Here is a 23,484-nt window from a genome sequence, read left to right on the forward strand (position 1 = left end):
TGCCCGCCTCCGGTTACCCAGAAGTAGGATCCGGGGCATGAGCTCCGACTTCTCGATGTACGCCCTCTCGGAGGAGCACCAGGCCATCCGCGAGGCCGTGCGTGCCGTCTGCGACGCCAAGGTCGCGCCGTACGCCGCCGACGTGGACGAGAACGCCCGCTACCCCCAGGAGGCGGCCGACGCCCTCCGGGCGGCCGACTTCCACGCCCCCCACGTCCCCGAGGAGTACGGCGGGGCGGGCGCCGACGCGCTGGCGACCGTGATCGTGATCGAGGAGGTCGCCCGGGCCTGCGTGAGCAGCAGCCTGATCCCGGCGGTGAACAAGCTGGGGAGCCTGCCGGTGCAGATCTCCGGCTCGGAAGAGCTGAAGAAGAAGTACCTCGGCAAGCTGGCGGCGGGGGAGGGCGGCTTCTCCTACTGCCTCTCCGAGCCCGATGCCGGCTCCGACGCGGTGGGCATGAAGACCCGGGCCGTCCGCGACGGCGACCACTGGTGCTCAACGGCGTCAAGCGGTGGATCACCAACGCCGGCGTCTCGGAGTTCTACACCGTGATGGCGGTGACCGACGCGGAGAAGCGGGCCAAGGGCATCTCGGCGTTCGTGGTCGAGAAGTCCGACGAGGGCGTCTCCTTCGGTGCGCCGGAGAAGAAGCTCGGCATCAAGGGCAGCCCGACCCGCGAGGTCTACCTCGACAACGTGCGGATCCCCGCCGACCGGATGATCGGTGCGGAGGGCACCGGCTTCGAGACCGCGATGAAGACCCTCGACCACACCCGGGTGACGATCGCCGCCCAGGCCGTCGGCGTCGCGCAGGGCGCGCTCGACTACGCGCTCGGCTACGCGAAGGAGCGCCAGCAGTTCGGCAAGCCGATCGCCGACTTCCAGGGCCTGCAGTTCCTGCTGGCCGACATGGGGATGAAGGTCGAGGCCGCCCGCCAGATGACCTACGCCGCGGCCGGCCGCTCGGAGCGCGGCGATGCGGACCTCACGTTCTTCGGCGCCGCCGCCAAGTGCTTCGCCTCCGACGTCGCGATGGAGGTCACCACCAACGCCGTCCAGGTCCTCGGTGGCTACGGCTACACCCGCGAGTACCCGGTCGAGCGGATGATGCGCGACGCCAAGATCACCCAGATCTACGAGGGCACCAATCAGGTGCAGCGGATCGTGATGGCCCGCCAGCTGCTCTCCGGGGTGCAGTCCGAGCTCTGACCGAGCTCACCTGAGCCGGGCCGCGACGACGGTGACGTCGTCGCGCAGGGACGGGTCGGCCAGCTCGGCCAGGCCGTCGACGAGCTCGTGCAGCGGCCGGTCCCGCAGCTGGGAGGCCCGCTCGCGCAGCCGTGCGATGCCCCGGTCGAGGTCGTGGGCGCGCGACTCGACCACGCCGTCGGTGACCAGCACCAGCAGCGCTCCCGGCTCGAGGTGGCCCGTGGCCACGGCCCGCTCCTGCCGGCCGACGAGGCCCAGCGGCACGCTCGAGCCGGCCCCGAGGGCCTCGGTGCTCCCGTCGGGATGCACCACGAGGACCGGCATGTGACCGGCGTTGCAGAGCGTCAGCGTCCCGGTGTCGGGCTCGACGAGCACCGCGGCTGCGGTGACGAACTGGTCGGGGGCGTCGCGGGCCATGAGCTCGTCGGCCGCCGCGAGCACCGCCCGGGGGGCGGGGTCGACCGTGAGCAGGCCACGGATCCCGGCGCGGACCCGGATCATCGTGGTCGCGGCCCGGACACCTCGACCCATCACGTCGCCGATGACGAGGGCCAGCGTGCCGGTGGGGGTGCGGACGGCGTCGTACCAGTCGCCGCCCACGTGCTCGAGCTCGTCGCCGCCGGGCGCGTAGTGCACGGCGAGCTCGAACCTCTCCAGGTAGGGCAGTGGGCTCGCCGCCAGGCTCGACTGCAGCTGCTCCGCGATGTCTGCCGTCCGCTGCTGCAGCAGCGCGCGCTGGGCGGTGATCGCCGCCTGGGAGGCCAGGGTGTCGAGCAGCTGCGTGTCCTCGGCGGAGAGCTGGCGGTCGGCGTGCACCACGAACGTCTCGCCCCTGGTGATCGCCGAGACGTCGTCGGGCACCCGGAGCCGGACGCCCTCGTGGAAGATCTCACCCACCCGCTTCAGCCCGGCGGCGAGGACCGCCTCGACCTGGTCGAGCGTCGAGGCCCGGACGAAGTCGGCGGTGACCTCCTGCAGCAGCAGGGCGCGCTCCTGGACCAGCACCCGGTCGGTGATGTCGCGCACGCAGCCGATCGTGCCGGTGGGGTTGCCGTCCTCGTCGGTGGTGACCTTGCCGTGCGCCTCGATCCACCGCATCGTGCCGTCCGGCCAGAACATGCGGTTGCGCAGGACGTACGACGAGCGCGCGTCGACCGCGTCCTGGACGACGGCCATCACCTGGTCGTGGTCGTCGGGGTGCACCGTCGCCTCCCAGGCGGCGAAGGTGCCGTCGAAACCGCCCGGAGCCATCCCGTAGATGGCCTCGAGCTGCTCGTCCCAGACGGTGATCCCCGTGGCCATGTCCCAGTGCCAGCTGCCGAGCTGGGCAGCCTCGTGCGCCAGCCGGAGGCGCTGCTCCCCGGCCGGGTCGGCCGCGAGGAGGTCCCGGACGTTGCGCCCGACCAGCTGGTCGGTGTCCACGGCGTAGGACCGGGTGGCTGCTTCGTTGACGAACGTGATGGTCCCGTCCTCGTCGGTCGCCACCACGGCGAGTCGGAGGGCGTCGAGGAGGGGCAGCTCATCGGTGAATTGCTGCATGTATGACCCTCCCGGCGCGATCCCCGGCGGACCCGCGCCGATCATTGTGCACACGGGAGCCCTGTCGCGCGGAAGATCCGTTCGGCACTCCCCAGATCCGCGGTGCCGGTCCAGATCAGGTGTGCCGGGCGCAGTCCGGGCCGGCGGGAGCGACCTCGGTAACGTCGCGGCCATGGGACAGATCATCGAGATCCAGACCGCCGACGGCCCCGCGGAGGCCTACCTGACCCGCCCCGGGGACGGTGCCGAGCACCCGGGTGTGCTGTTCTACATCGACGCGATCGGCTTGCGCCCGCGCATCGAGGAGATGGCGGACCGCATCGCCTCGTGGGGCTACGTCGTCCTCGCGCCGAACGTCTTCCACCGTGACGGCCGCGCCGCCGACCTCGCGCCGACCGAGGACCTGACGGTGCCGGGCAACCGCGAGAAGTTCTTCGCCGGCGGCGTGGCGGACCGTGTCGCGGCGCTCACCCCGGAGAGGTCCGACGCGGACGCCCGTCGCTGGGTCTCCGCCCTCCTCGAGCACGCACGGAGCCCGATCGGGGTCACCGGCTACTGCATGGGTGCCCGCCTCGCGACCCGGGCCGCCGGGCTGTTCCCCGACCTCGTCGCAGCCGTGGGCGGGTTCCACGGGGGAGGCCTCGTCACCGACGACCCCTCGAGCCCGCACCTGGGTCTCGCCGGCGCCCGTGCGGAGTTCGTCTACGGGCACGCGGACGGCGATCGCTCCATGCCCCCGGAGGCGATCGCGGCGCTCGGCGACGCGCTGGTGAGTGCCGGGCTCGCCCACACCAACGAGGTCTACGCCGGCGCCCGGCACGGCTACACCATGTCCGACACCTCGGTGTACGACGAGGCCGCGACGGAGCGGCACTTCGCGGCCCTCCGCGACCTGTTCGCGCGCACGCTGTGACGATCCTGCGATCTCGGGGCATGACCCGGATCGCCGCGGGTACCGGACTGCCACGGGCCCGGAACGGAGTCGTCCCCAGCGAGACGGCATCGCCTCCTGGCCCGGCCAACGTCTGCCCGTGCGTATAGTCGCAACGTGCTTCTCACTGCAGTGTCGTCGACCGACGGGGTCTCGTGACGAGCCGGGACGCCGAGGACTTCGCCTCGATGGCGCTGTCCCTGCACGACGAGCCGACCCTCGACGAGACGGTCGACCGGGTGCTGGAGTACGCCATGAAGGCGGTCGTCTGCGCGTACGCCGGCGTCATCTTCGTTCACAAGCGCAGCCAGGTGGAGACGGTCGCCGCGACGGACCCGATCGTCGCCGAGCTGGACCTCGTCCAGCTCGAGTTCGGCGAGGGACCCGATCTCGACGTGCTCTCGAGCCCCGCCCACAGCGTCCTCGTCGAGGACACCCGCACCGATGAGCGCTGGCCCAAGTGGGCGGAGGCCGTGGCGGCCAACGGGGTGCGCAGCATGCTCGGCATCCGGCTGTACACCAGCTCGACGACCATCGGGAGCCTGAACCTGTACGACACGCGGCCGGGACACTTCAGCGAGGAGGACCGCGACGTGGCGCACATCTTCGCCCGGCACGCCGCGGTCGCCCTGTCCTCGGCCCGGGTCAACGACAACCTGTGGCGTGCCATCGACGCACGCCGCCTGATCGGGCAGGCACAGGGGATCTTGATGGAGCGCTTCGCGATCGACGCCGACCAGGCCTTCGCGGTGATGCGCCGCTACTCCCAGGACCGCAACCTCAAGCTGCACGTGGTGGCCGAGCGGCTCATCGCCACGCGGAGACTCCCCGAGTGAGCGACCGCAGCCGCATGCTCGCCGGCGGCGACGCGTTCCGGGCGCTGACCTCGCCCGCGGTGCTCCTCGACAGCGACTACGTGATCCGCGCCGCCAACCCGGCGTACCTCCGGGTGACCGAGCGCTCGGAGGACCAGCTCGTCTCGGTCAACCTGTTCGAGGCGTTCCCCGACAACCCCGAGGTCAACGGCCAGCCCGTGCTGGCGGCCTGCTTCGAGCGTGTCCTGCGCACCCGTCGGCCCGACCACCTCGGCGTCCAGCGGTACGACGTGCTCGACCAGGGGGAGCCACCGGTCTACCTGCCCCGCCACTGGATGGCCGTCGGTTCCCCCGTCCACGACGGCGACGACGTCGTCGGCATCCTGCTGCGCGTCGACGACGTGACGGGCCTGCGCCCCGCGGCGCTGCGGGCGCTCGAGGCGCAACGGGACGCAGCAGCCCCCTCGGCGGGCGGCGAGGACGCGACGGGCGACGAGGTCGTCGCCTCCCTCCTGATCGCTGCCCGTGACCTCGAGGCGATGGCCGAGGAGATCGACCAGCTGCGCGAGGCCCTGACCTCGCGGGCGACCATCGACCAGGCCAAGGGCATCCTGATGGCCCAGCGCGGGTGCAGTGCCGACGAGGCGTTCCAGTCGTTGCGGAAGATGTCGAACGACGCCAACGTGCGGCTCGCGGAGGTGGCCGGTGCGGTGATCTACCGCGTCCAGGGCGGCGGTATCCCCCAGAGGTCCTGAAGAATCCCGGGAATCGCAGGGTTAGGCGCGCGCCGGCTGGGTACAACGAGGTGGTCCCGATGTCGTGGGGGGCTGCGCTCCCTCACCCCGGCGGGTGTTGTGGGGCCGTCAGCGGCGTGCCACGATCGGGGCAGTGGTCGAGCCAACGTGCCACGTCAGACACTCCAATGGAGGTGTTGCCTGATGGTGCACGTCGCGACTTCGACCGACACGAGTGGCCCAGCCGGGGTCACGGAGCCCTCGGCAACCACGACCTCCAGCGCCCGCAACACCCGGCGCAGCGAGACCGCCCGACTTCTCGACGAGGCGTTCCGGGCCGACTCGCCGGAGGAGCGCTCGGCGCTGCTCGACGAGGTCATCCGGATCAACATGCAGGTCGCCGGCGAGATCGCTCGCCGCTACCACGGCAGGGGGATCGCCGGTGACGACCTGGACCAGGTGGCCAACCTGGGCCTGGTGAAGGCCGCGCAGGGGTTCGACCCCTCCCACGGGACCGACTTCCTGAGTTTCGCGGTGCCCACCATTCGCGGCGAGATCCGACGCTACTTCCGCGACTTCGGGTGGACCATCCGGCCGCCGCGGTCGGTGCAGGAGCTCCAGACCAAGATCACCGCGGCCGAGGGCGAGCTCTACCAGAAGCTGGGCCGCTCGCCCCGCCCCAGCGAGGTCGCCGAGCACCTCGGCGTGGACCTGGAGCTGGTCCTCGACTCCCTGGCCGCCAACGGATGCTTCGCGCCGGTGTCGCTGGACACGCCCGTCGCCGAGGGCGAGAGCGGTCCCGGCGACCGGCTCGGCGGCATGGACCCCGCGTTCGCGAGCGCCGAGGCACGGGTGGCGCTCAAGAGCGTGATGCGCGGGCTCACCCGCCGGGAGCGCCGGATCCTGGAGATGCGGTTCTTCGGCGGCTGCACGCAGGCCGAGATCGGCGCCGAGGTCGGGGTGACCCAGATGCAGGTCTCGCGCCTGCTGACCCGGCTGCTCGAGCGCCTGCGCAAGCGCCTCGAGGAGCAGGTGCCCGCCGCCTGACCGGCGGCGGGTGGATTCCTCACCAGATCGTGGGCAACTCGGAGGCGCGCCCGGAGAAGTCGGGCCTCCTCTTCTCGAGGAACGCCGACACGCCTTCCTTGCCGTCGCCGATCGAGGTGTAGTACATCGCCAGCGAGTCCGACAGGTGCGCCTCCAGCGGGTCGGCCACGGCGGAGTTCCGGTAGAGCAGCCGCTTGGCCAGCCCGAGGGCGACGGGGGAGCGGTCCACGACGAACGAGCGGGCCAGGGCGTACGCCGCCGGCAGCAAGTCGTCGGGCTCGTGCACCGAGCGCACCAGGCGCCCGGTGAGGGCGGCCTCCGCGTCCAGGATCTCCGCGGAGTAGACCCACTCCAGCGCCTGCTGGATCCCGACGATGCGCGGCAGGAACCAGCTCGACGCGGCCTCCGGGACGATGCCGAGCCGCCCGAAGACGAAGCCGACCCGTGCGCGCGTCGAGGCCAGCCGCAGGTCCATGGCCAGCGTCATGGTGGCCCCGATCCCGACGGCCGGGCCGTTGATGGCGGCGATCACGGGCTTGGGCAGTGCGTGGATCGCCAGCGTCACCCGACCGCCGGTGTCCCGCACACCGTCCTGGTAGGGCGGCTCGGTGAGGTGCGCCCGCAGCTCCTCGGGGGTCGGGCGCACCGACTCGTCCAGCCCGAACACGTTGCCCTCGGCCGAGAGGTCCATGCCCGCGCAGAACGCGCGCCCCGCCCCGGTCACCACCACGGCCCGCACGGCGTCGTCGCGCGCATCGGTGAGGAAGCACCGCTCGAGCTCGCGCGCCATCGTCAGGTCGAACGCGTTGAGCGCGTCGGGCCGGTCCAGCGTGAGCGTGGCGACGCCGTCCGGGTCGACCGACCAGCGGATGGTCGTGTAGGTCATCCGCCCGTCACGCTCTTCGGCAGGCCGCTCGGCGTGCACAGGCTCTTCGGGATCTCGTCGGTCTTGTCCTGCTTGATGTAGTCGAACATCTGCTTCGACCGCTGCGGGTCCCAGTGCACCGCCAGGTCGGAGATCGGGACCCCACAGGTGAGGCCGCTGTCGCCGTTCACGTGGGTCATCGCCGATGCCCACATGGCCGCACGCACCGGGCTCGCGCCCTCGCCGAACGCGAACGAGTCCGGCATCGCCATCACGACCTTCCAGTACCGGACCGGGTTGATGAACGTCCACGGCGACATCACCTCGTGCCCGACCGCGGAGACGACCTCGCGCTGGTGCTTGGCGCGGTCGAGGTCGCCGAGGTTCGACGTGTGCCGCGACCGGGCGTACGCGAGGGCCGTCGGGCCGTCGGCCTGCTGGCAGCCCTTCTTGACGTCGAGGCCCGCCAGCGGGTCCTTCATGTCGGTGGTCGGGCAGATCTGGACCCCGCCGACGGCGTCCACGATGTCCACGACACCGCCGAGGCCGATCTCGACGTAGTCGTCGATCTTGATGCCGGTGTTCTGCTCGATGGTCTTCGTGAGCAGCTGGGCGCCGCCGTCCTCACCGCCGTCGGCGTACCCGTACGCGTAGGCCGCGTTGATCTTGGTGTTGCCGTGACCCGGGATGTCGACCAGCGAGTCACGCGGGATCGACATCAGCAGGTTCGGGCCGCTGCCGGTGTGCATCAGCATGATCGTGTCCGTGCGCTGGCCCGACGCGTTGCCGGTGTGGAGCGCCTTGCGCTCCGCGGGCGAGAGGTTCGCGCGCGAGTCGCTGCCGACCATCAGGTAGGTCGTGCCGGGTTGGTCGGCGGGCCGGGCGCCGCTCGGCTCGTACGCGACCTTGTCGACCTTCGACCAGGCGAAGAAGGGCACGGCGACGAGCCAGACGATCCACAGCAGGAGCAGGATCAGCAGCCAGCGGGCGCGGAACCGGGGCCGTCGCGACGGTCGCGAGGGGCCTTTGGCGGGCGCCGGTGCCCGCGGTGGCGAGGCCGGGGGCCGCGGGGGCTGTCCCGGGCGCGGGACCGTGGACATGACGCGGGTCTCGTCGGGGCGCGGCTGGCGGGGCACGGCGCGGGTGGCGTCGGCGTCGTCCGGCGGCGGGGTTCCCTTGCCGCCGTAGAGCCAGTTGTAGCCGGGACTGCCGTCGTCGGGGCCACCCTTGCCGCGGGGTCGTTCAGCCATGCGGAGGACGGTACCGTGCGCCTCCGAGTCCGGCTGTCACGCGGCTCACGCTGCGCGAGCGAGCAGCTCTGCGAGGGAGTCGGCGATGCCGGTCGCCAGCACGTCCAGGTCGGCTGTCGTCTCGAAGTCGCCGGTGATGCCGAAGGTGAGGACGTCGCGGTAGGAGAACATCGCGACCCCGATCCGCACCCGGTTGGCGATCGGCACGTAGGGCAGCAGCTCGACGAGCTCGCGCCCCAGGCCGTAGAGCGGCTGCCGGGGCCCGGGCACGTTGGTCGTGACGGTGGTGATCGCGTGCTGCGGCAGTCGCCACCCCAGACGCAGGCCCCAGGCCACCGACGGGAACGGCCCGAGCTCGGCCACGGTCGTGATCTCCTCGCCGGCCTCCGGCTCGTGCCGGCCCCGCAGCTCCCGGATCCGTCGCTGGATGCACGCCAGGCGCTCGACCGGGTCGGCGACGTCGACGGGGAGGAAGGGCAGCATCAGGGTCACGCGGTTGTCCGGGATCGACTCCTCGCCCGGCTTGCGGGTCGAGACCGGCACCAGCGAGCGCGGGCGTGGGCGTCGGTCGGCTCCCCGCGGGCCAGCAGCAGGCGGCGGAACCCGCCCGTGACGGCGGCCAGCGCCACGTCGTTGATGGTGGCGCCGTACGCCGTACGCACCGCGCGCAGGTCCTCGAAGGGCACCGTGGTCCACGTGTAGCGACGACCGCCCTCCAGCGGGCCCGCGAGCGAGGTGCCGTGCACCGGTCGCAGCGCCGACGACAGCGTCAGCAGGCCGGCGGCGTTGCGGGTCGTCGTCCGGACCAGCCGCAGGGGTCTGCGCGCGGCGCGGGCCAGCGCGCCGGTGAGGTGCAGGGGAGAGGAGGCCAGCTCGCGCAGCGCCTCGACGGTGTAGCTGGCCATCGGCTCCTCGGGCTCGGGCTGCCACGTGTCGGGGACGGCGGGACGCTGCGTCGGTGATGGGTCGAGCAGGAGCTGGTAGAGGTCGGTGCCGGAGACCCCGTCGACCACGCTGTGGTGGACCTTCGACAGCAGGGCCCACCGGCCCTCGGGCAGCCCCGTCCAGAACGAGTAGTCCCAGAGCGGGTGGTCCCGGTCCATCCGGGTCGACATCAGCCGGCTCACCAGCTCCGCGACCTCCTCGCGGCCTCCGGGCGCGGGCACCGCCACCTCGGTCAGGTGGTGGTGGATGTCGAAGTCCGGGTCGTCGACCCAGGCCGGCGCGGCGAGGCTCAGCGGCACCGGTCGCAGCTTCTGCCGGTAGCGCGGGATCAGTGGCAGCCGCCCCCCGATGGCCTCGACGACCTCGTCGAACGACGGCGCCGGCCCCTCGAACACCGCCAGCGAGCCGATCGCGAGCGACGCGTTCTCGTCCGCGTCCTCGGCCTCGAGGAAGGCGTCGGCCAGCGGCGTCAGTCGCTCCACCGCACCAGCGTCCGCCCACCGTCCGGACGCCGCCCGGGGCGGACGTAACCGCGGGGTGGGCCCAAAGGCCCTGTGGGGTGGACGGCCGCGGGCGGGACGGTGGGCGTGGGGAGGAATCGACCGTACGAGGAGAGACGATGAGCGACCTGGAGCGCCTGCGGGCGCAGCAGGAGGCCAAGGAGACCGCCACGACCCGGAGCAGCGCCGACCGTGCGCGGCTGTGGGCCGGCTTGAACAAGTACATGAGTGCCGAGGCCCTGCGTGCGCACCGGGAGGCGCGGGAGGAGCGGCACGAGGACGAGACCCAGGACCACGCGTCCGGCTAGACGGAGGGACCGTGCGCAGACCGATCGACCCGGTGGACACCATCTGGCTGAACATGGACCGGGCCAACAACCTGATGGTGATCGAGAGCCTGATGACCTGCGCCGACCCCATCGACCGGGAGCGGTTCCTCGAGGTGCTGCGCACCCGTGTGCTCGACCGCTTCCCGGTCTTCTCGCAGCGGCCGGTGTCGTCCCGCATGCCGCTGGCGATGCCGCACTGGGAGGACGTGCCCGACTTCGACCCCGGCGCCCACGTGCGGCAGTTCACACTTCCCCCGCCCGGCGGCGACGGCGCGCTGCAGGACCACGTGAACGGCTTCATCAGCACGCCGCTCCCGCGCGACCGCCCGCTGTGGGAGATGCACCTCATCGACGGGTACGACGGCGGCTCGGCGCTGTACTCGCGACTCCACCACTCCATGGCTGACGGGATCGCGCTGACCCGCGTGCTGCTGTCGATGACCGACGCCGAGCCGGACGGCGTACCGGCTGAGGACGACCTGGGGGAGTCCCGCCACGCGGGTCCCCTCGGTGCGGCCGCCCACCTGGTCGGGTCGGCGGCCGGCACGGCCCGCTCCGCGTTGCTGGACCTGCCGCACGTCCTCTCGCCGTCGTTCGCCGAGGACGCCTTCACGTTGACGCGGCAGACGACGGGCATCGCCACCAAGCTGACCTTCACCCGCAACCCGGCCACGGCCGTCGCCGGGACCGCCGGGGTGCGCAAGCGGGCGGTCTGGGCGCCCCCGATCCCGCTCCGCGACGTCATCGCCGCCGGCCACCGGACCGGGACGACCGTCAACGACGTGCTGGTCGCGGCGCTGGCCGGCGCCGTCTCCTCCTACCTCCGCACCCACGACGGGGTCGCCCTGGACGTCCCGACGATGGTGCCGGTCAACGTGCGCCCGCTGGACGAGCCGCTGCCCCGCGAGCTGGGCAACCGCTTCGCGCTGGTGCTCTTCTCCCTGCCATCCGGGCTCGACACGCCGTTCGCCCGGCTCGCGGAGACGAAGCGGCGCATGGACGCGATCAAGGACTCCCCGGAGGCGATGCTCACCTTCGGCCTGATCCGGGGGATCGGGCGCACCGGCAAGGACGTCGAGCGCTACCTGGTGGACTTCTTCGCCAACAAGGCCAGCGGGGTCACCACCAACGTGCCCGGTCCGCAGGGACCGCGCTACCTCGCCGGGTCGCGGATCACCTCGATGCTGGGGTGGGCGCCGGAGTCGGGCAACCAGACCCTGGGCACCTGCATCTTCACCTACGACGGGCACGTGCACGTGGGGTTCAAGGTCGACCTCGACACCATCGGGCACCCCGAGGAGCTGCTCGACGCGTTCGGGGCCGAGATCGACGCCCTGCTCCACCTCGCGAAGGCGGGGTGACCGGGTGACGCGCCGGACGCCGCAGGGGATGGTCCACTCGGCCGTGGACGCGTTCGTCGACAGCACCCGCGCCGTCGTCGACGCGATGGCCTCCGCCGGCAGCGGCGCCCTCGGCGCCCTGCCCGCGCCCGTGCCCGACACGGTGACCCGGATGCTCACCTCGATGCGACGGCTCGCGGAGCAGGTGCCGTCGATCACCGCGGAGCTCGACGTCGTGGTCAACGAGGTGCACGCGAAGCGGCTGAGCATCCAGGCCATGCAGGCCGAGCTCGCCGCGCTCGACCAGCAGCTGGAGGTGCTCGAGAAGTCGCTCGTGCCCGTCCAGGGGTGGAGCCGGCAGTGGAACCGGCTGCGCCGGTCGCTCGAGGAGGCGCTGCCCAAGGAGCGCTAGCGTGCGGGCATGTCCACCGGATCCCACGGCGCGCTCCCGCCCTCCTACGCGCGGGTGTCGCTCGCGATCATCACCTCGGGCCGGGAGGCGAACCTGCTCGGCAACGTCCACGGTGGCGAGATCATGAAGCTCGCCGACTCCACCGCGGGGGCGGTCGCCCAACGGCACAGCGGCGGCCCCGCCGTCACCGCCGCGATGGACGAGATGGCGTTCCTCGAGCCGGTGCACGTGGGCGACATCGTGCGCACCTTCGCCCAGGTCAACTGGGCCGGCCGCTCCTCGATGGAGATCGGGGTGCGGGTCGAGACCCAGCCGTGGAACGACCCGGACGCGCACGCGCTGCACGTCGCCTCGGCGTACTTCGTCTTCGTGGCGGTCGACCCCAACGGGCGCGCCCGCCCGGTGCCCGGGCTGCAGCCCGAGACGGCCGACGAGGTGCGCCGGATGCGCGAGGCCGAGATCCGTCGCGCCCACCGGCTGTCGAAGCGCCAGGAGATCGAGAAGGGACGTGCCTCCACGCCGTGACGGAGGCCCCGGCGCGTCGTACCGGGCTGTGACCCGTGTGACTGGTGATACTGGCAGGAAGCACCACCACTTCCCCAGCAGCACCAGCAGAGAGGCACTCGATGCCACCCGCATCTTCCCCCGGGTTGCTCGACCGCCAGAGAGCCGCCCGCTTCAGCACCGACGAGCGCGCGGCCCGGGTCCGGTTCCGGCGCGCCATGGCACTCATGGTCATGACCCTCGTCCTCCCCGGCTCCGCGCAGCTCGTGGCCGGCAACCGCAGGATCGGCCGCATCGCGCTGCGCGTGTGGGCCGTCCTCGTCGTCGGCTTCCTGCTCACGGTGGTCGTGAGCCTGGTGTGGCACCAGGTGGCCTTCAAGATGGCGGTCAACCCGTCGCTGCTCGGCCTCCTCCGCATCGGCCTGATGCTCGGCGCGATCGCCTGGGCCGCGCTCTTCGTCGACGCGTGGCGGATCGGTCAGCCGCTGACTCTGGCCATGAACCACCGGCGCGCGGCCGTGGGCGTCAACGGGTTCCTGTGCCTCTCGGTGGCGGGGAGCCTGCTCTTCGGCGCCCACATCGTCGGCGTGCAGCGCGACTTCATGCTCAGCATGTTCAGCAACGGCGCCGCCACCGGCGCCCACGACGGCCGCTACAACGTGCTGCTGATCGGTGGCGACTCCGGCGCCGGCCGCTGGGGCTTGCGCCCGGACTCGATGACCGTCGCGAGCATCGACGCCGACACCGGTCGCACCGTGCTGATCTCGCTGCCGCGCAACATGTCGAACTTCCCGTTCGTCAAGGGCTCGGTGATGCGCAAGCAGTTCCCGCACGGCTTCGACGTGGACTACCTGAACGGCGTCAGCACCTGGGCCGGTGACCACACCGACCTCTTCCCGCACTCCAAGAACCCCGGCATCGACGCCACCATCATGGGCATCGAGGGCATCACCGGCCTGAAGATCAACTACTGGGCGATGGTGAACCTCGAGGGGTTCAAGGACCTGGTGGACGCCGTCGGGGCGTCACCCTGAACGTCCGCGCGCCGATCCCGGTCGGCGGCCTCGGTGACGACGTCACGGGCTACATCCAGCCCGGCGTGCGCAAGCTCGACGGCCACGACACGCTCTGGTTCGCCCGTGCCCGTGACGGCTCCGACGACTACTCCCGCATGGCGCGCCAGAAGTGCGTCATGAACGCCATGCTGCAGCAGATCAGCCCGCAGGTCGCCGTGACCCACTTCGAGCAGATCGCCAAGGCGAGCTCGGCGATGATCTCCACCGACATCCCGGCGAGCGAGGTCCCGCGCTTCATGTCGCTGGCCCTGAAGGCGAAGAGCCAGAAGGTCGCCACGCTCTCGCTGGTGCCGCCGATGATCAACACCGCCGATCCCGACATCCCGCTGATCAAGAAGAAGGTCACCCAGGCCATCGACCGCGCCGAGGGCACCGCCCCCAAGCCGGCCGCCCCGCACAAGAAGGCGGGCAGCGGCGACGGGGTGGTCACCGGAGGCTCGGTCGGCTCGCTGAGCAGCGGCTACGCCGCCAACCAGGCCGACGACCTCGACAACGCCTGCTGAGCCGGGGCGAACGCCTCCCCATTTCCGTCCGGCCGAGGTGCTCGTCCTAGGGTGTGAGCCGTGACCGATCCGACGACGAGTGCGCCCAGGGTCGCCGCCGTGGTGGTCACGTTCAATCGCCTCGAGCTGCTCCAGCGGCTCGTCGAGCGGCTGCACGAGGTGCCCGGGCTGAGCGAGGTCCTGGTCGTCGACAACGCCTCCACCGACGGCACCGGGGCGTGGCTGGCGGAGCTCGAGAAGGCGGGTCCGACACGGGCCACGCCCGTGCTCGGACGCACGCTCACCCACAACCAGGGCGGTGCGGGCGGCTTCCACGACGGTCTCGCCTGGGCGATGGAGCGGGGGGCCGACCTCGCCTGGCTCATGGACGACGACGGCCTGCCCGACGCCGACTGCCTGGAGACCCTGCTGGCCCGGCGTGCGGACTTCGACTTCTGGGGCCCGGTCGTCGTGGACGAGGCCGACCCGGACCGGCTGGTGTTCCCCATCCGCCTCCCGGGCGGCACGCGGGTCGTCCACCGGATGTCGGACGTGACGGCCGCGGCCACCGACGGCGTGATCCGCGACGTCGTGATCCCGTTCAACGGCGTGCTCGTCACCCGCGAGCTGGTCGAGCGGATCGGTCTGCCGCGTGCGGAGTTCTTCATCTGGGGCGACGACCACGAGTACCGCCTGCGCGCCGAGCGGGCCGGCGGCCGGGTGGCGACCGTGGTCGGTGCCCGGGTGCACCACCCCAGCGTGGGAGAGCTTGGCACGCCGATGATGTTCGGTCGCACCACCTACAACCACAGCCCCAGCGACCTCAAGCACTACTGCATGGCCCGCAACAACCTGCTCAACCTGCGCGAGTACCGCGGCTGGCCCCATGCGCTCGCGTTCGTCGCCAAGACGCTGTGGTTCTACACGATCACCCGGCGCTCGGTCGCTCGCCTGCGGCTCAGCGCGACCGCCATGGTCGCCGGCCTGCGCGGGGACTTCACCGGGCACGAGAGGTTCCTGCGATGACCGTTCGACCCGGCTCGCCCCTCGCCGGCTCGGGAAGCCCCGAGTCCGTGGCTGTGGTGATCGTCACCTACAACCGGGCCGACCTGCTCGTCCGGATGCTCGACGGCCTCGCCGCCCAGACCCGGCCGCCGGACGCGGTCTACGTCGTCGACAACGCCAGCACCGACCACACCCGCGAGGTGCTCCACCGCGATGACCTCCCGCTGCGGGTCACCCACGCCGAGGACAACCTCGGCGGGGCCGGCGGCTTCCACCTCGGGGTCAAGAAGGCCTACGAGGCCGGGCACGACCGGATCTGGCTGATGGACGACGACGTCGTCCCCACCCCCGAGTGCCTCGCGGTGCTGCTCGCCCAGGACGAGGCGTGCGTCGCGGCCGTGCGCGAGGACGTGGCGGGCCGGCTGGTGGAGAAGGCCGCGGTCGACTTCGACCTGCGCAACCCGCTGGCGATCCGGCCCAAGCGCGCCACCGTCGACACGACGTACCCCGACCGGTCCGCGATGCCGGAGCGCGTCGAGCTGCACAACATCGCCTTCGAGGGGTTCATGTTCCGCCGCGAGGTGGTGGACGCGGTCGGGCTCCCGGACGCGTCGTTCTTCATCTTCTACGACGACGTGGACTTCGCCGTCCGGGCCCGTCGGGCCGGCTTCCGGATCTGGGGGATCCGGGACGCCGTGCTGGTCCGCCAGCTCGACTTCGACCAGCAGCACGACCTCGCGGGTTGGAAGGGCTTCTACATGTTCCGTAACCTCTTCGTCGTCCACTTCCGGTACGGCGAGAACGCGCTGGTGCGCCTCAAGCCGTACGCCATCGCCGCCGCAGTCGTCGGGCTCAGCCCGGTGCGTGGTGGTCGAGCCGAGGCGGGCAATGTGATCCGGGCCATCGGGTCGGCGCGGGGCATGCGCAGGCAGCCGGGTCCCGGGTCTTCGCAGCGATAGGATGACGGCCGCCTTCCGACTTCAGGAGTTTGCTTCGTGCCTTCCGACCACCAGCCTGACCTCGTCGTCGTCGGGTCCGGCTTCTTCGGCCTGACCATCGCGGAGCGGTGCGCCACCGAGCTGGGCCTGCGTGTCCTCGTGCTCGAGCGCCGCCACCACCTGGGCGGCAACGCCTACAGCGAGGCGGACGCCGAGACCGGGATCGAGATGCACGTCTACGGCGCGCACCTCTTCCACACCTCCAACGAGAAGGTCTGGGAGTACGTCAACCGCTTCACCTCGTTCACCAACTACCAGCACCGGGTGTTCGGCCAGTACGACGGCCAGGTCTACTCGCTGCCGATGACCTGGCGCTGATCAACTCCTTCTTCGGCAAGAGCCACACCCCGACGAGGCGCGAGCGCTGATCGCCGAGCAGGCCGCCGAGTTCGACACCGCGGAGGCGTCGAACTTCGAGGAGAAGGCGATCTCCCTGATCGGCCGCCCGCTCTACGAGGCGTTCATCAAGGGCTACACCGCCAAGCAGTGGCAGACCGACCCCACCAAGCTGAGCGCCGACATCATCACGCGCCTCCCGGTCCGCTACAACTTCGACAACCGGTGGTTCAACGACAAGTACGAAGGCCTCCCGGTCGACGGCTACACCGCCTGGCTGACCAAGATGGCCGACCACCCGAACATCGAGGTCCGCCTCGAGATGGACTTCTTCGACGTCGCGCAGGAGTTCAAGGGCAAGGTGCCGATCGTCTACACCGGTCCGGTCGACGAGTACTTCGGGAACTGTGAGGGTCGGCTCTCGTGGCGTACCGTCGACCTCGAGGCCGAGGTCAAGCACGTGGACGACTTCCAGGGCTGCGCGGTGATGAACTACAACGACCAGGACGTGCCCTGGACGCGGATCCACGAGTTCAAGCACTTCCACCCGGAGCGCACCTACATCACGGGCAAGACGGTGATCGTCCACGAGTACTCGCGCTTCGCCGAGGACGACGACGAGCCCTACTACCCGATCAACACCGCCGAGGACCGGGAGAAGCTCCTGAAGTACCGCGAGCTCGCGAAGAAGGAGCCGATGGTGCTGTTCGGCGGCCGCCTCGGGACCTACAAGTACCTCGACATGCACATGGCCATCGGGTCGGCCCTGTCCATGTTCGACAACAAGCTGAGGCCGCACTTCACCGAGGGTGCGGCCCTCCACAGCGGAGGCATCGACGAATGACCACCGAACGACGGCTGCTGCAGCGGCAGATCCTGCCCCTCGACCGCGACGACGACGTCCTCGCGCTCTACGTCGACCCCGACCCGGCGGTCCTGGACGCCGACAAGTACGAGATCGGCACCAACCGCAACGCGCGGGAGATGAACGCCGCCTCCATGCGGCAGAACATCTCCAGCGGCACCAGGATCCACCCCGACCAGATCGAGTCGCGCACCTGCATGCGGGTCCCGGCGGGGGAGCGGCTCTCGTTCGGCACGTACTTCAACGCGTTCCCCGCCAGCTACTGGCGGCGCTGGACCATCGTGTCCGAGATCACCCTCACGGTGAAGCTGGTGGGCCGCGGCGCCGCGCTCACCGTCTACAAGTCGATGGCCAACGGACGCTCGCAGCGCGTCGACGGTGCCACGACCGGCCAGTCGGTCGACGGCACGTTCGTGTTCGACCTCTCGCTCAAGCCGTTCGTCGACGGCGGCTGGTACTGGTACGACGTCACCGCCGGTGACGAGGACGTCCTGGTCGAGTCCGCCGAGTGGAGCGCCGAGGTCCCCGAGGACCGGGTGCAGCACGGCACCGTCGACATCGCGATCACCACCATGAACCGGCCCGACTTCTGCGCCAAGCTGCTCAGCCAGCTCGGCGAGGACGAGGTGCTGCGGCCCTACCTCGACACCGTCCTCGTCATGGAGCAGGGCACCCAGAAGGTCGTCGACTCGCCCGACTTCGCCAAGGCGGAGGGCCTGCTCGGCTCGACCCTGCGGATGATCGAGCAGGGCAACCTCGGCGGCTCGGGCGGCTACGCCCGCGGCCAGCTCGAGTCGGTCCGCAAGGGCACCGCGACCTACGCGATGATGATGGACGACGACGTCGTCTGCGAGCCCGAGGGCGTGATCCGTGCGATCACCTTCGGTGACCTGGCCCGACGCAAGCTCATCGTCGGCGGCCACATGTTCAGCCTGTACGCGCGCTCGCGCCTGCACAGCTTCGGCGAGATCGTCCAGCCGTGGCGCTTCTGGTGGCAGTCCGCGCCCGGAGTGTTCAACGACTGGGACTTCTCCGCCCGCAACCTGCGGTCCGCCCGCTGGCTGCACCAGCGCATCGACGTCGACTTCAACGGCTGGTTCATGTGCCTGATCCCGCGCGAGGTCCTCGCCGAGATCGGCCTGTCGCTGCCGTTGTTCCTGAAGTGGGACGACTCGGAGTTCGGCCTGCGCGCCAAGGAGGCCGGCTACCCGACGGTGACCTTCCCGGGCGCCGCGGTCTGGCACATCCCGTGGACCGACAAGAACGACGCGCTGGACTGGCAGGCCTACTTCCACCAGCGCAACCGCTTCGTCGCGGCGCTGCTGCACTCGCCGTACCCCAAGGGCGGACGGATGATCCGGGAGAGCCTGAACCACCAGATCAAGCACCTGGTCTCGATGCAGTACTCCACCGTCGAGATCCGGCACCAGGCGCTCGAGGACGTGCTGGCCGGTCCGGAGCAGCTCCACCGCGACCTGCCGACGAAGCTCGCGGAGGTCAACGCGCAGCGCAAGCAGTTCACCGACGCCCGCCTCGAGGCCGACCCCGACGCGTTCGCGCCGGTGCGCCGCCGCAAGCCGCCGCGCAAGGGTCGGGACGGTTCCGAGATCCCGGGCCGGTTCGCCACCCTGGTGACCGCCGGGCTCGCGCCGCTCAGGCAGCTCAAGGCCGCCCGTGAGCTGTCCCGGGAGTACCCGGAGGCGGAGATCAAGGCGATGGACGCCAAGTGGTACCGCCTCGCGCGCTACGACTCAGCGGTCGTCTCCATGAACGACGGCGCCTCGGCCGCGCTCTACCAGCGCGACCCGGAGAAGTTCCGCGAGCTCACGCGCAAGACGATCGAGATCCACGAGCGGTTCCGCCGCGAGTGGCCGCGGCTGGCGGAGGAGTACCGCGCCAAGCTGGCCGAGATCACCTCGCCCGAGGCCTGGGACGAGACCTTCCGCCCCTGGACGGGCGGCGACACGGGTGGGGTCGCGGAGGACGGTCGATGAGCGAGACCGTGAGCGCGGTCCACGTCGCCCCGGGCGAGCTGACACCTCCGTCGGCGAACCAGGGACTGCTGGAGGTCTTCCGCAGGCGCTACCTGCTGAAGCTGCTGGTCCGACGGGAGATCAGTGCCCGCTACCAGGGCTCCTTCCTGGGGTTGATGTGGTCCTACATCAACCCGCTGAGCCAGTTCTTCCTCTACTGGTTCGTGATGGGGTACATCCTCAACCTGCACAAGAACGTCGAGAACTTCGCGGTCCACATCTTCGCCGGTCTCATCGTGGTGCACTTCTTCACCGAGACCTTCGCGGCCGGCACGAGATCCATCGTGCGCAACAAGGCGCTGGTGAAGAAGATGGCGATGCCACGGGAGATGTTCCCGGTCGCGTCGATGCTGGTGTCGCTCTACCACGTCGGCCCGCAGCTGGTGATCCTGGTGATCGCCTGCCTGTTCTACGGCTGGATGCCGGACCCCGGCGGCGTTCTCGCAGTGCTGCTGGCGCTGGGCATCATCATGCTGCTCGGCACCGCCCTGGCGCTGCTGTTCGCCGCGGCCAACGTGTTCTTCCGCGACTTCGGCAGCGCGGTGGGCATCCTGACCCACTTCGTGCGCTTCGGCGTGCCGATGATCTACCCCTACAGCCTGGTCGACGAGCGCTTCGGTGGCCACACGACGGCGTACCTGTCCAACCCGATCGCGGACGCCGTCCTGCTCATGCAGCGGGCCTTCTGGATCGGGACGACCCAGCACCCGGCGGAGATGGCGAGGACCAACCTGCCGCCGAACCTGTTCCAGCTCGGCGCCCTCGCCGTCGTTGCGTGCTTCGTGCTGCTGCTGATCGGCCAGATGGTCTTCACCCGCCTGCAGAACCGCATCCCGGAGCGTCTCCAGTGACCGCGTCGATCGTGGCGGAGAACGTCAGCAAGACGTTCACCCTCCGCTACCACCGCACCTTCAAGCAGATGACCGTGGCCATGGTGAAGGGTCACGACGTCAGCGACGACTTCAAGGCCCTCGACGACGTCTCCTTCACCATCGAGCAGGGCGAGTCGATCGGCCTGATGGGGCTCAACGGCTCGGGCAAGAGCACCATGCTCAAGCTGATCAACGGGATCATGCGGCCCGACGGCGGCACCGTGCTGACCCGGGGCCGGATCGCCGGCCTGATCGCCACCGGGGCGGGCTTCCACCCACAGCTGACCGGGCGGGAGAACGTCTACCTCAACGCCGCGATCCTCGGCATGAGCGAGGCGGAGACGCGGCGCAAGTTCGACGAGATCGTCGACTTCGCCGACATCGGCCGGCACCTCGACGCCCCGGTCGGCAACTACTCCTCGGGCATGTTCGCGCGACTGGGGTTCTCGGTCGCCATCCACGTCGACTCCGACATCTTCCTCGCCGACGAGGTGCTCGCGGTGGGGGACCGGCCCTTCAAGCGCAAGTGCATGGAGAAGATGGAGGAGATCCGCACCAGCGGCCGCACCCTCCTCTACGTCAGCCACGCGGCGGGCTCGGTGCGCAAGATGTGCGACCGGGTGATCGTGCTGGAGAAGGGGCGGGTCGGCTTCGACGGCGACGTCGACGAGGGCATCCGCTACCTGAAGTACGACGACGACAACACCGAGAACGAGCCGGACGAGGACGACACCGAGGACATGGACGACGACCTCGGCGCCGACATCTGACCCGACCCGAGGTCTGGACCAGGCAGACGCCCGCGAGCCGCACGAGCGGTTCGCGGGCGTTTCCGCGTGTCGGCGCGCACGGAACGGGCGGGTGAGGCATCCTCGACTTGACAAATCTCGGATTTCGCGGCGTGTCGAGTGGAAATTACAACGTTGTAGTTACTCGGATTCTCTTCCGGGGCCGGTGTGACTCATGTGAAAGTTGCGCAACGTGTGATTCTTCCCCCGCACGAAAGTTGCCGCCGATGCCCCCGAGCAAGACCCGATTCATCACCGCCTGCCAGCAGATCCTGGCCCTGGCCGTGGTGCTCGCCGCCCTGACCCCCGCCGCCAGCGTCGTCAGCCTCGACGTGGTGCGCGAGGCGCCGTCCGGTGCTCCGGGCTCCGGCGGCCGCGGGACCACCGCGACCGCTGCGTTCTCGGCGTACACCCGGGCCTCGGCCCGCCAGTCCGTCGTGCCGACCCAGACGGTCGACCCCAAGGTCACGGAGTACTCCCTGACCGCCCCGCCCGGCGCCCGCGTCAGCACCGCGGACCTCCAGGCCCGCACCCGCGTCGGTGCCGAGCCGGGCAGCACCGAGCTGACCAGCCGGCCCGAGGCCGTCGTCGGCTACGGCGCCGTGGGCGTGACCTGGGAGCACGGCGTCCAGGTTCCCGAGGACCAGATCCACTTCCAGGTCCGCACCCGTACCGGCGACACCTGGTCGGACTGGATGAAGCTCGCCTACGACGCCGAGCACGGGCCCGACCCGGGCACCGCCGAGGCCCGCCACGCCCGCCCCGGCACCGACGCGCTGCTCGTCGGCGACGTCGACCAGGTCCAGGTGCGCGCGCTCACCGACCGCGGAGGCGTGCCCGCCGACATGAAGATGGCGGTCGTCGACCCGGGCCGGGCCACGGCCACCGCCAAGGAGTCGCCGGCGTTCGACACCGGCACCATGGACGGCTCCACCGAGCCGGAGACCCCGGCCCAGGCGGCCGCGGCCCCGGCCGACGGGACCGCCGGCGCGATGGACCTCCAGGCCGCCGTCTACACGCCCAAGCCGGTGATCTACTCCCGCGCCCAGTGGGGCGCAGACGAGAAGATGCGAGACCCCAGCTCCCTGCACTACGGCGTCGTGCACGCCGGCTTCGTGCACCACACGGTGAACGCCAACGACTACACGCGGGCCGAGGTGCCGGGCATCATCCGGAGCATCTACGCGTACCACACGCAGTCCCGCGGCTGGAGCGACATCGGCTACAACTACCTCGTCGACCGGTTCGGCCGGATCTGGGAGGGCCGCTACGGAGGCATCGACCGTCCGGTGGTCGGTGCGCACACGCTCAACTACAACGACTACGCCTTCGCGATGTCGGCCATCGGCAACTACGACATCCACCAGCCCTCCGACGCCATGGTGCAGGCCTACGGCGCGCTCTTCGCGTGGAAGCTGTCCCTGCACGGCGTCGACGCGTCCTCGACCAAGCAGTGGGTCGGCTCCCGGTACTTCCAGGCCATCAACGGCCACCGCGACGCCGCCTCGACCGCGTGCCCGGGCCGCTACCTCTACGCCAAGATCCCGCAGATCAGGACCCTGGCCGCGGCCGCGCAGCGCGGGTGGGCGGGTCGTGAGCTCGAGTCCGACCTGGCCTCGACGCCCAACCCCGACCTGATCGTGCGCCGCGCCAGCGACGGGCAGGGCTTCGTCATCCCGACCGGTGGCCTTACCGGCTTCCAGGACCCGGTCGACGTGTCCGTCCCGGACGCCGACCTCGTGGTCGCCTCCCCGGACCTCACCGGCGACAACAAGGCGGACCTCGTCGTCCGGGGCGCCGACGGCACCTCCCGCGTCTACCCCGGCAACGGGGCCGGCGGCTTCGGCAGCGCAGTCAAGGAGACGAGCGCGCTGGCGGGACGTGACCTGGTCACGGCCGTCGGCGACCTGAACGGCGACGGCCGCAACGACCTGGTCGCCCGCCGCGAGTCCGACGGGCGCCTGGAGCTCCTGCGTGGCACCGGGACCGGCGGCTTCAGCCGGATCGCGATCTCGAACGGCTGGGGCGCGTACACGCTGCTGGCCGGGGCGGGCGACGTCAACGGCGACGGCAACAACGACCTCGTCGCCCGCGACGCCTCCGGGCACCTGTGGCGGGTGCCGGGCACGGGGACCCGCGCGCTCGGCAAGCCGGTGCAGCTGCCCGGCGCGTGGGGCCGCTACTCCTCGATCACCGGCTACGGCGACTTCACCGGCGACGGCCGACCCGACCTGTTCGCGACCGAGAAGGGCGCTCCCGGGGTGATCCGGCCCGGTCTGGCCGGTGGGACCTACGGACACCCCGTGGGCCAGGTCACGCGGGTCACGGCCGCCACCGCCGTGACCGCGGCCAACGTGGCCGGCAACAACGCGCCGGACCTCGTCGCCACCGTCGGCGGACGGCTCCAGGTACTGCCGAACGCGGGCACCTTCGAGACCGGGAGCCCGATCCCGACCGGGATCAACCTCTCGGCCGCGGACCTGGTGTTCAACGCCGGGACTGGGACCGCGACGGTGACGGAGACATCATCGTGCGCAACAAGAGCACCGGCGCGCTGAACCTGCGGCCCGGCGACGGCAAGGGTCACTTCGGGGCCGCGGTCCCGATCG

At 70.9% G+C, this 23,484-nt stretch carries 23 protein-coding genes and 1 pseudogene; 19 read left to right on the plus strand and 5 right to left on the minus strand.

Annotated elements, in window-relative coordinates; translation table 11 throughout:
- The first annotated feature begins 37 nt into the window (after positions 1 to 37).
- Positions 38 to 1,209: pseudogene (locus H0S67_RS06055) on the plus strand (acyl-CoA dehydrogenase family protein).
- A 6-nt stretch (positions 1,210 to 1,215) separates the two neighbouring features.
- Here the strand turns inward: H0S67_RS06055 and H0S67_RS06060 are convergent.
- Complete coding sequence (locus H0S67_RS06060; RefSeq protein WP_180935841.1) at positions 1,216 to 2,748, minus strand: PP2C family protein-serine/threonine phosphatase; 1,533 nt, start codon at positions 2,746 to 2,748, stop codon at positions 1,216 to 1,218.
- A 172-nt stretch (positions 2,749 to 2,920) separates the two neighbouring features.
- On the opposite strand from H0S67_RS06060, the gene H0S67_RS06065 reads away from it, so the two are divergent.
- From H0S67_RS06065 to H0S67_RS06080, 4 genes are all read left to right on the plus strand, one after another.
- On the plus strand, positions 2,921 to 3,661 hold the full coding sequence (locus H0S67_RS06065; RefSeq protein ID WP_180935842.1) for a dienelactone hydrolase family protein: 741 nt from the start codon (positions 2,921 to 2,923) through the stop codon (positions 3,659 to 3,661).
- Positions 3,662 to 3,834: 173 nt separating this feature from the next.
- Positions 3,835 to 4,515 carry a GAF and ANTAR domain-containing protein gene (locus H0S67_RS06070; RefSeq protein ID WP_246355177.1) on the plus strand — a complete coding sequence of 227 codons (681 nt, stop codon included), beginning with the start codon at positions 3,835 to 3,837 and terminating at the stop codon, positions 4,513 to 4,515.
- On the plus strand, positions 4,512 to 5,249 hold the full coding sequence (locus H0S67_RS06075) for an ANTAR domain-containing protein (protein ID WP_180935843.1): 738 nt from the start codon (positions 4,512 to 4,514) through the stop codon (positions 5,247 to 5,249). Before H0S67_RS06070 ends, H0S67_RS06075 begins: the two co-directional genes overlap by 4 nt.
- A 183-nt stretch (positions 5,250 to 5,432) precedes the next feature.
- Entirely contained in the window at positions 5,433 to 6,275 is an 843-nt protein-coding gene (locus H0S67_RS06080; RefSeq protein WP_180935844.1) for a sigma-70 family RNA polymerase sigma factor, read from the plus strand.
- Between the two features lie 19 nt (positions 6,276 to 6,294).
- Here the strand turns inward: H0S67_RS06080 and H0S67_RS06085 are convergent, their stop codons facing one another.
- From H0S67_RS06085 to H0S67_RS06100, 4 genes are read right to left on the minus strand one after another with little or no spacing between them, the layout of a single operon-like run.
- Positions 6,295 to 7,161 (minus strand): crotonase/enoyl-CoA hydratase family protein, encoded by an 867-nt coding sequence (locus H0S67_RS06085; RefSeq protein ID WP_180935845.1) that lies wholly within the window; start codon positions 7,159 to 7,161, stop codon positions 6,295 to 6,297.
- Positions 7,158 to 8,390, minus strand: coding sequence for an LCP family protein (locus tag H0S67_RS06090; protein WP_180935846.1), 1,233 nt, complete (start codon positions 8,388 to 8,390; stop codon positions 7,158 to 7,160). Before H0S67_RS06090 ends, H0S67_RS06085 begins: the two co-directional genes overlap by 4 nt.
- A gap of 45 nt (positions 8,391 to 8,435) precedes the next feature.
- Positions 8,436 to 8,933 carry a WS/DGAT domain-containing protein gene (locus H0S67_RS06095; RefSeq protein WP_180935847.1) on the minus strand — a complete coding sequence of 166 codons (498 nt, stop codon included), beginning with the start codon at positions 8,931 to 8,933 and terminating at the stop codon, positions 8,436 to 8,438.
- Positions 8,879 to 9,817: a wax ester/triacylglycerol synthase domain-containing protein gene (locus H0S67_RS06100; RefSeq protein WP_180935848.1), complete on the minus strand. Its 939-nt coding sequence runs from the start codon at positions 9,815 to 9,817 to the stop codon at positions 8,879 to 8,881. The genes H0S67_RS06095 and H0S67_RS06100 overlap by 55 nt, the downstream gene beginning before the upstream one ends.
- A gap of 137 nt (positions 9,818 to 9,954) precedes the next feature.
- Between H0S67_RS06100 and H0S67_RS06105 the strand changes: the two genes are divergently transcribed.
- From H0S67_RS06105 to H0S67_RS06160, 14 genes are all read left to right on the plus strand, one after another.
- Positions 9,955 to 10,143, plus strand: a complete 189-nt coding sequence (locus tag H0S67_RS06105) for a hypothetical protein (RefSeq protein ID WP_180935849.1) — start codon at positions 9,955 to 9,957, stop codon at positions 10,141 to 10,143.
- 11 nt (positions 10,144 to 10,154) lie between these two features.
- A complete protein-coding gene (locus H0S67_RS06110) occupies positions 10,155 to 11,525 on the plus strand; it encodes a wax ester/triacylglycerol synthase family O-acyltransferase (protein ID WP_219635510.1) in 1,371 nt (456 codons plus the stop codon).
- 4 nt (positions 11,526 to 11,529) lie between these two features.
- Positions 11,530 to 11,916, plus strand: coding sequence for a hypothetical protein (locus H0S67_RS06115; RefSeq protein WP_219635512.1), 387 nt, complete (start codon positions 11,530 to 11,532; stop codon positions 11,914 to 11,916).
- A 9-nt stretch (positions 11,917 to 11,925) separates the two neighbouring features.
- Entirely contained in the window at positions 11,926 to 12,441 is a 516-nt protein-coding gene (locus H0S67_RS06120; protein ID WP_180935850.1) for an acyl-CoA thioesterase, read from the plus strand.
- A gap of 101 nt (positions 12,442 to 12,542) precedes the next feature.
- On the plus strand, positions 12,543 to 13,454 hold the full coding sequence (locus H0S67_RS26480) for an LCP family protein (RefSeq protein ID WP_281368965.1): 912 nt from the start codon (positions 12,543 to 12,545) through the stop codon (positions 13,452 to 13,454).
- A 65-nt stretch (positions 13,455 to 13,519) separates the two neighbouring features.
- On the plus strand, positions 13,520 to 13,999 hold the full coding sequence (locus H0S67_RS26485; RefSeq protein ID WP_281368966.1) for an LCP family protein: 480 nt from the start codon (positions 13,520 to 13,522) through the stop codon (positions 13,997 to 13,999).
- Between the two features lie 60 nt (positions 14,000 to 14,059).
- Positions 14,060 to 15,004, plus strand: coding sequence for a glycosyltransferase family 2 protein (locus H0S67_RS06130; RefSeq protein ID WP_180935851.1), 945 nt, complete (start codon positions 14,060 to 14,062; stop codon positions 15,002 to 15,004).
- The gene (locus tag H0S67_RS06135; RefSeq protein ID WP_180935852.1) at positions 15,001 to 15,942 is read left to right on the plus strand and encodes a glycosyltransferase family 2 protein; all 942 of its coding nucleotides are present in this window, start codon (positions 15,001 to 15,003) and stop codon (positions 15,940 to 15,942) included. The genes H0S67_RS06130 and H0S67_RS06135 overlap by 4 nt, the downstream gene beginning before the upstream one ends.
- A gap of 36 nt (positions 15,943 to 15,978) precedes the next feature.
- Positions 15,979 to 16,299 carry an FAD-dependent oxidoreductase gene (locus tag H0S67_RS24600; protein ID WP_246355178.1) on the plus strand — a complete coding sequence of 107 codons (321 nt, stop codon included), beginning with the start codon at positions 15,979 to 15,981 and terminating at the stop codon, positions 16,297 to 16,299.
- Positions 16,300 to 16,489: 190 nt separating this feature from the next.
- Entirely contained in the window at positions 16,490 to 17,161 is a 672-nt protein-coding gene (locus tag H0S67_RS24605; RefSeq protein ID WP_246355335.1) for a UDP-galactopyranose mutase, read from the plus strand.
- Positions 17,158 to 19,176 carry a glycosyltransferase gene (locus tag H0S67_RS06145; protein ID WP_180935853.1) on the plus strand — a complete coding sequence of 673 codons (2,019 nt, stop codon included), beginning with the start codon at positions 17,158 to 17,160 and terminating at the stop codon, positions 19,174 to 19,176. Before H0S67_RS24605 ends, H0S67_RS06145 begins: the two co-directional genes overlap by 4 nt.
- On the plus strand, positions 19,173 to 20,066 hold the full coding sequence (locus tag H0S67_RS06150) for an ABC transporter permease (RefSeq protein ID WP_180935854.1): 894 nt from the start codon (positions 19,173 to 19,175) through the stop codon (positions 20,064 to 20,066). Before H0S67_RS06145 ends, H0S67_RS06150 begins: the two co-directional genes overlap by 4 nt.
- Entirely contained in the window at positions 20,063 to 20,857 is a 795-nt protein-coding gene (locus H0S67_RS06155) for an ABC transporter ATP-binding protein (RefSeq protein WP_219635516.1), read from the plus strand. The genes H0S67_RS06150 and H0S67_RS06155 overlap by 4 nt, the downstream gene beginning before the upstream one ends.
- A gap of 245 nt (positions 20,858 to 21,102) precedes the next feature.
- A complete protein-coding gene (locus H0S67_RS06160) occupies positions 21,103 to 23,433 on the plus strand; it encodes an FG-GAP-like repeat-containing protein (RefSeq protein WP_180935855.1) in 2,331 nt (776 codons plus the stop codon).
- The last annotated feature ends 51 nt before the right edge of the window (positions 23,434 to 23,484 follow it).

It is taken from the genome of Nocardioides ungokensis (genome assembly GCF_013466985.1).
GTDB lineage: Bacteria > Actinomycetota > Actinomycetes > Propionibacteriales > Nocardioidaceae > Nocardioides > Nocardioides ungokensis.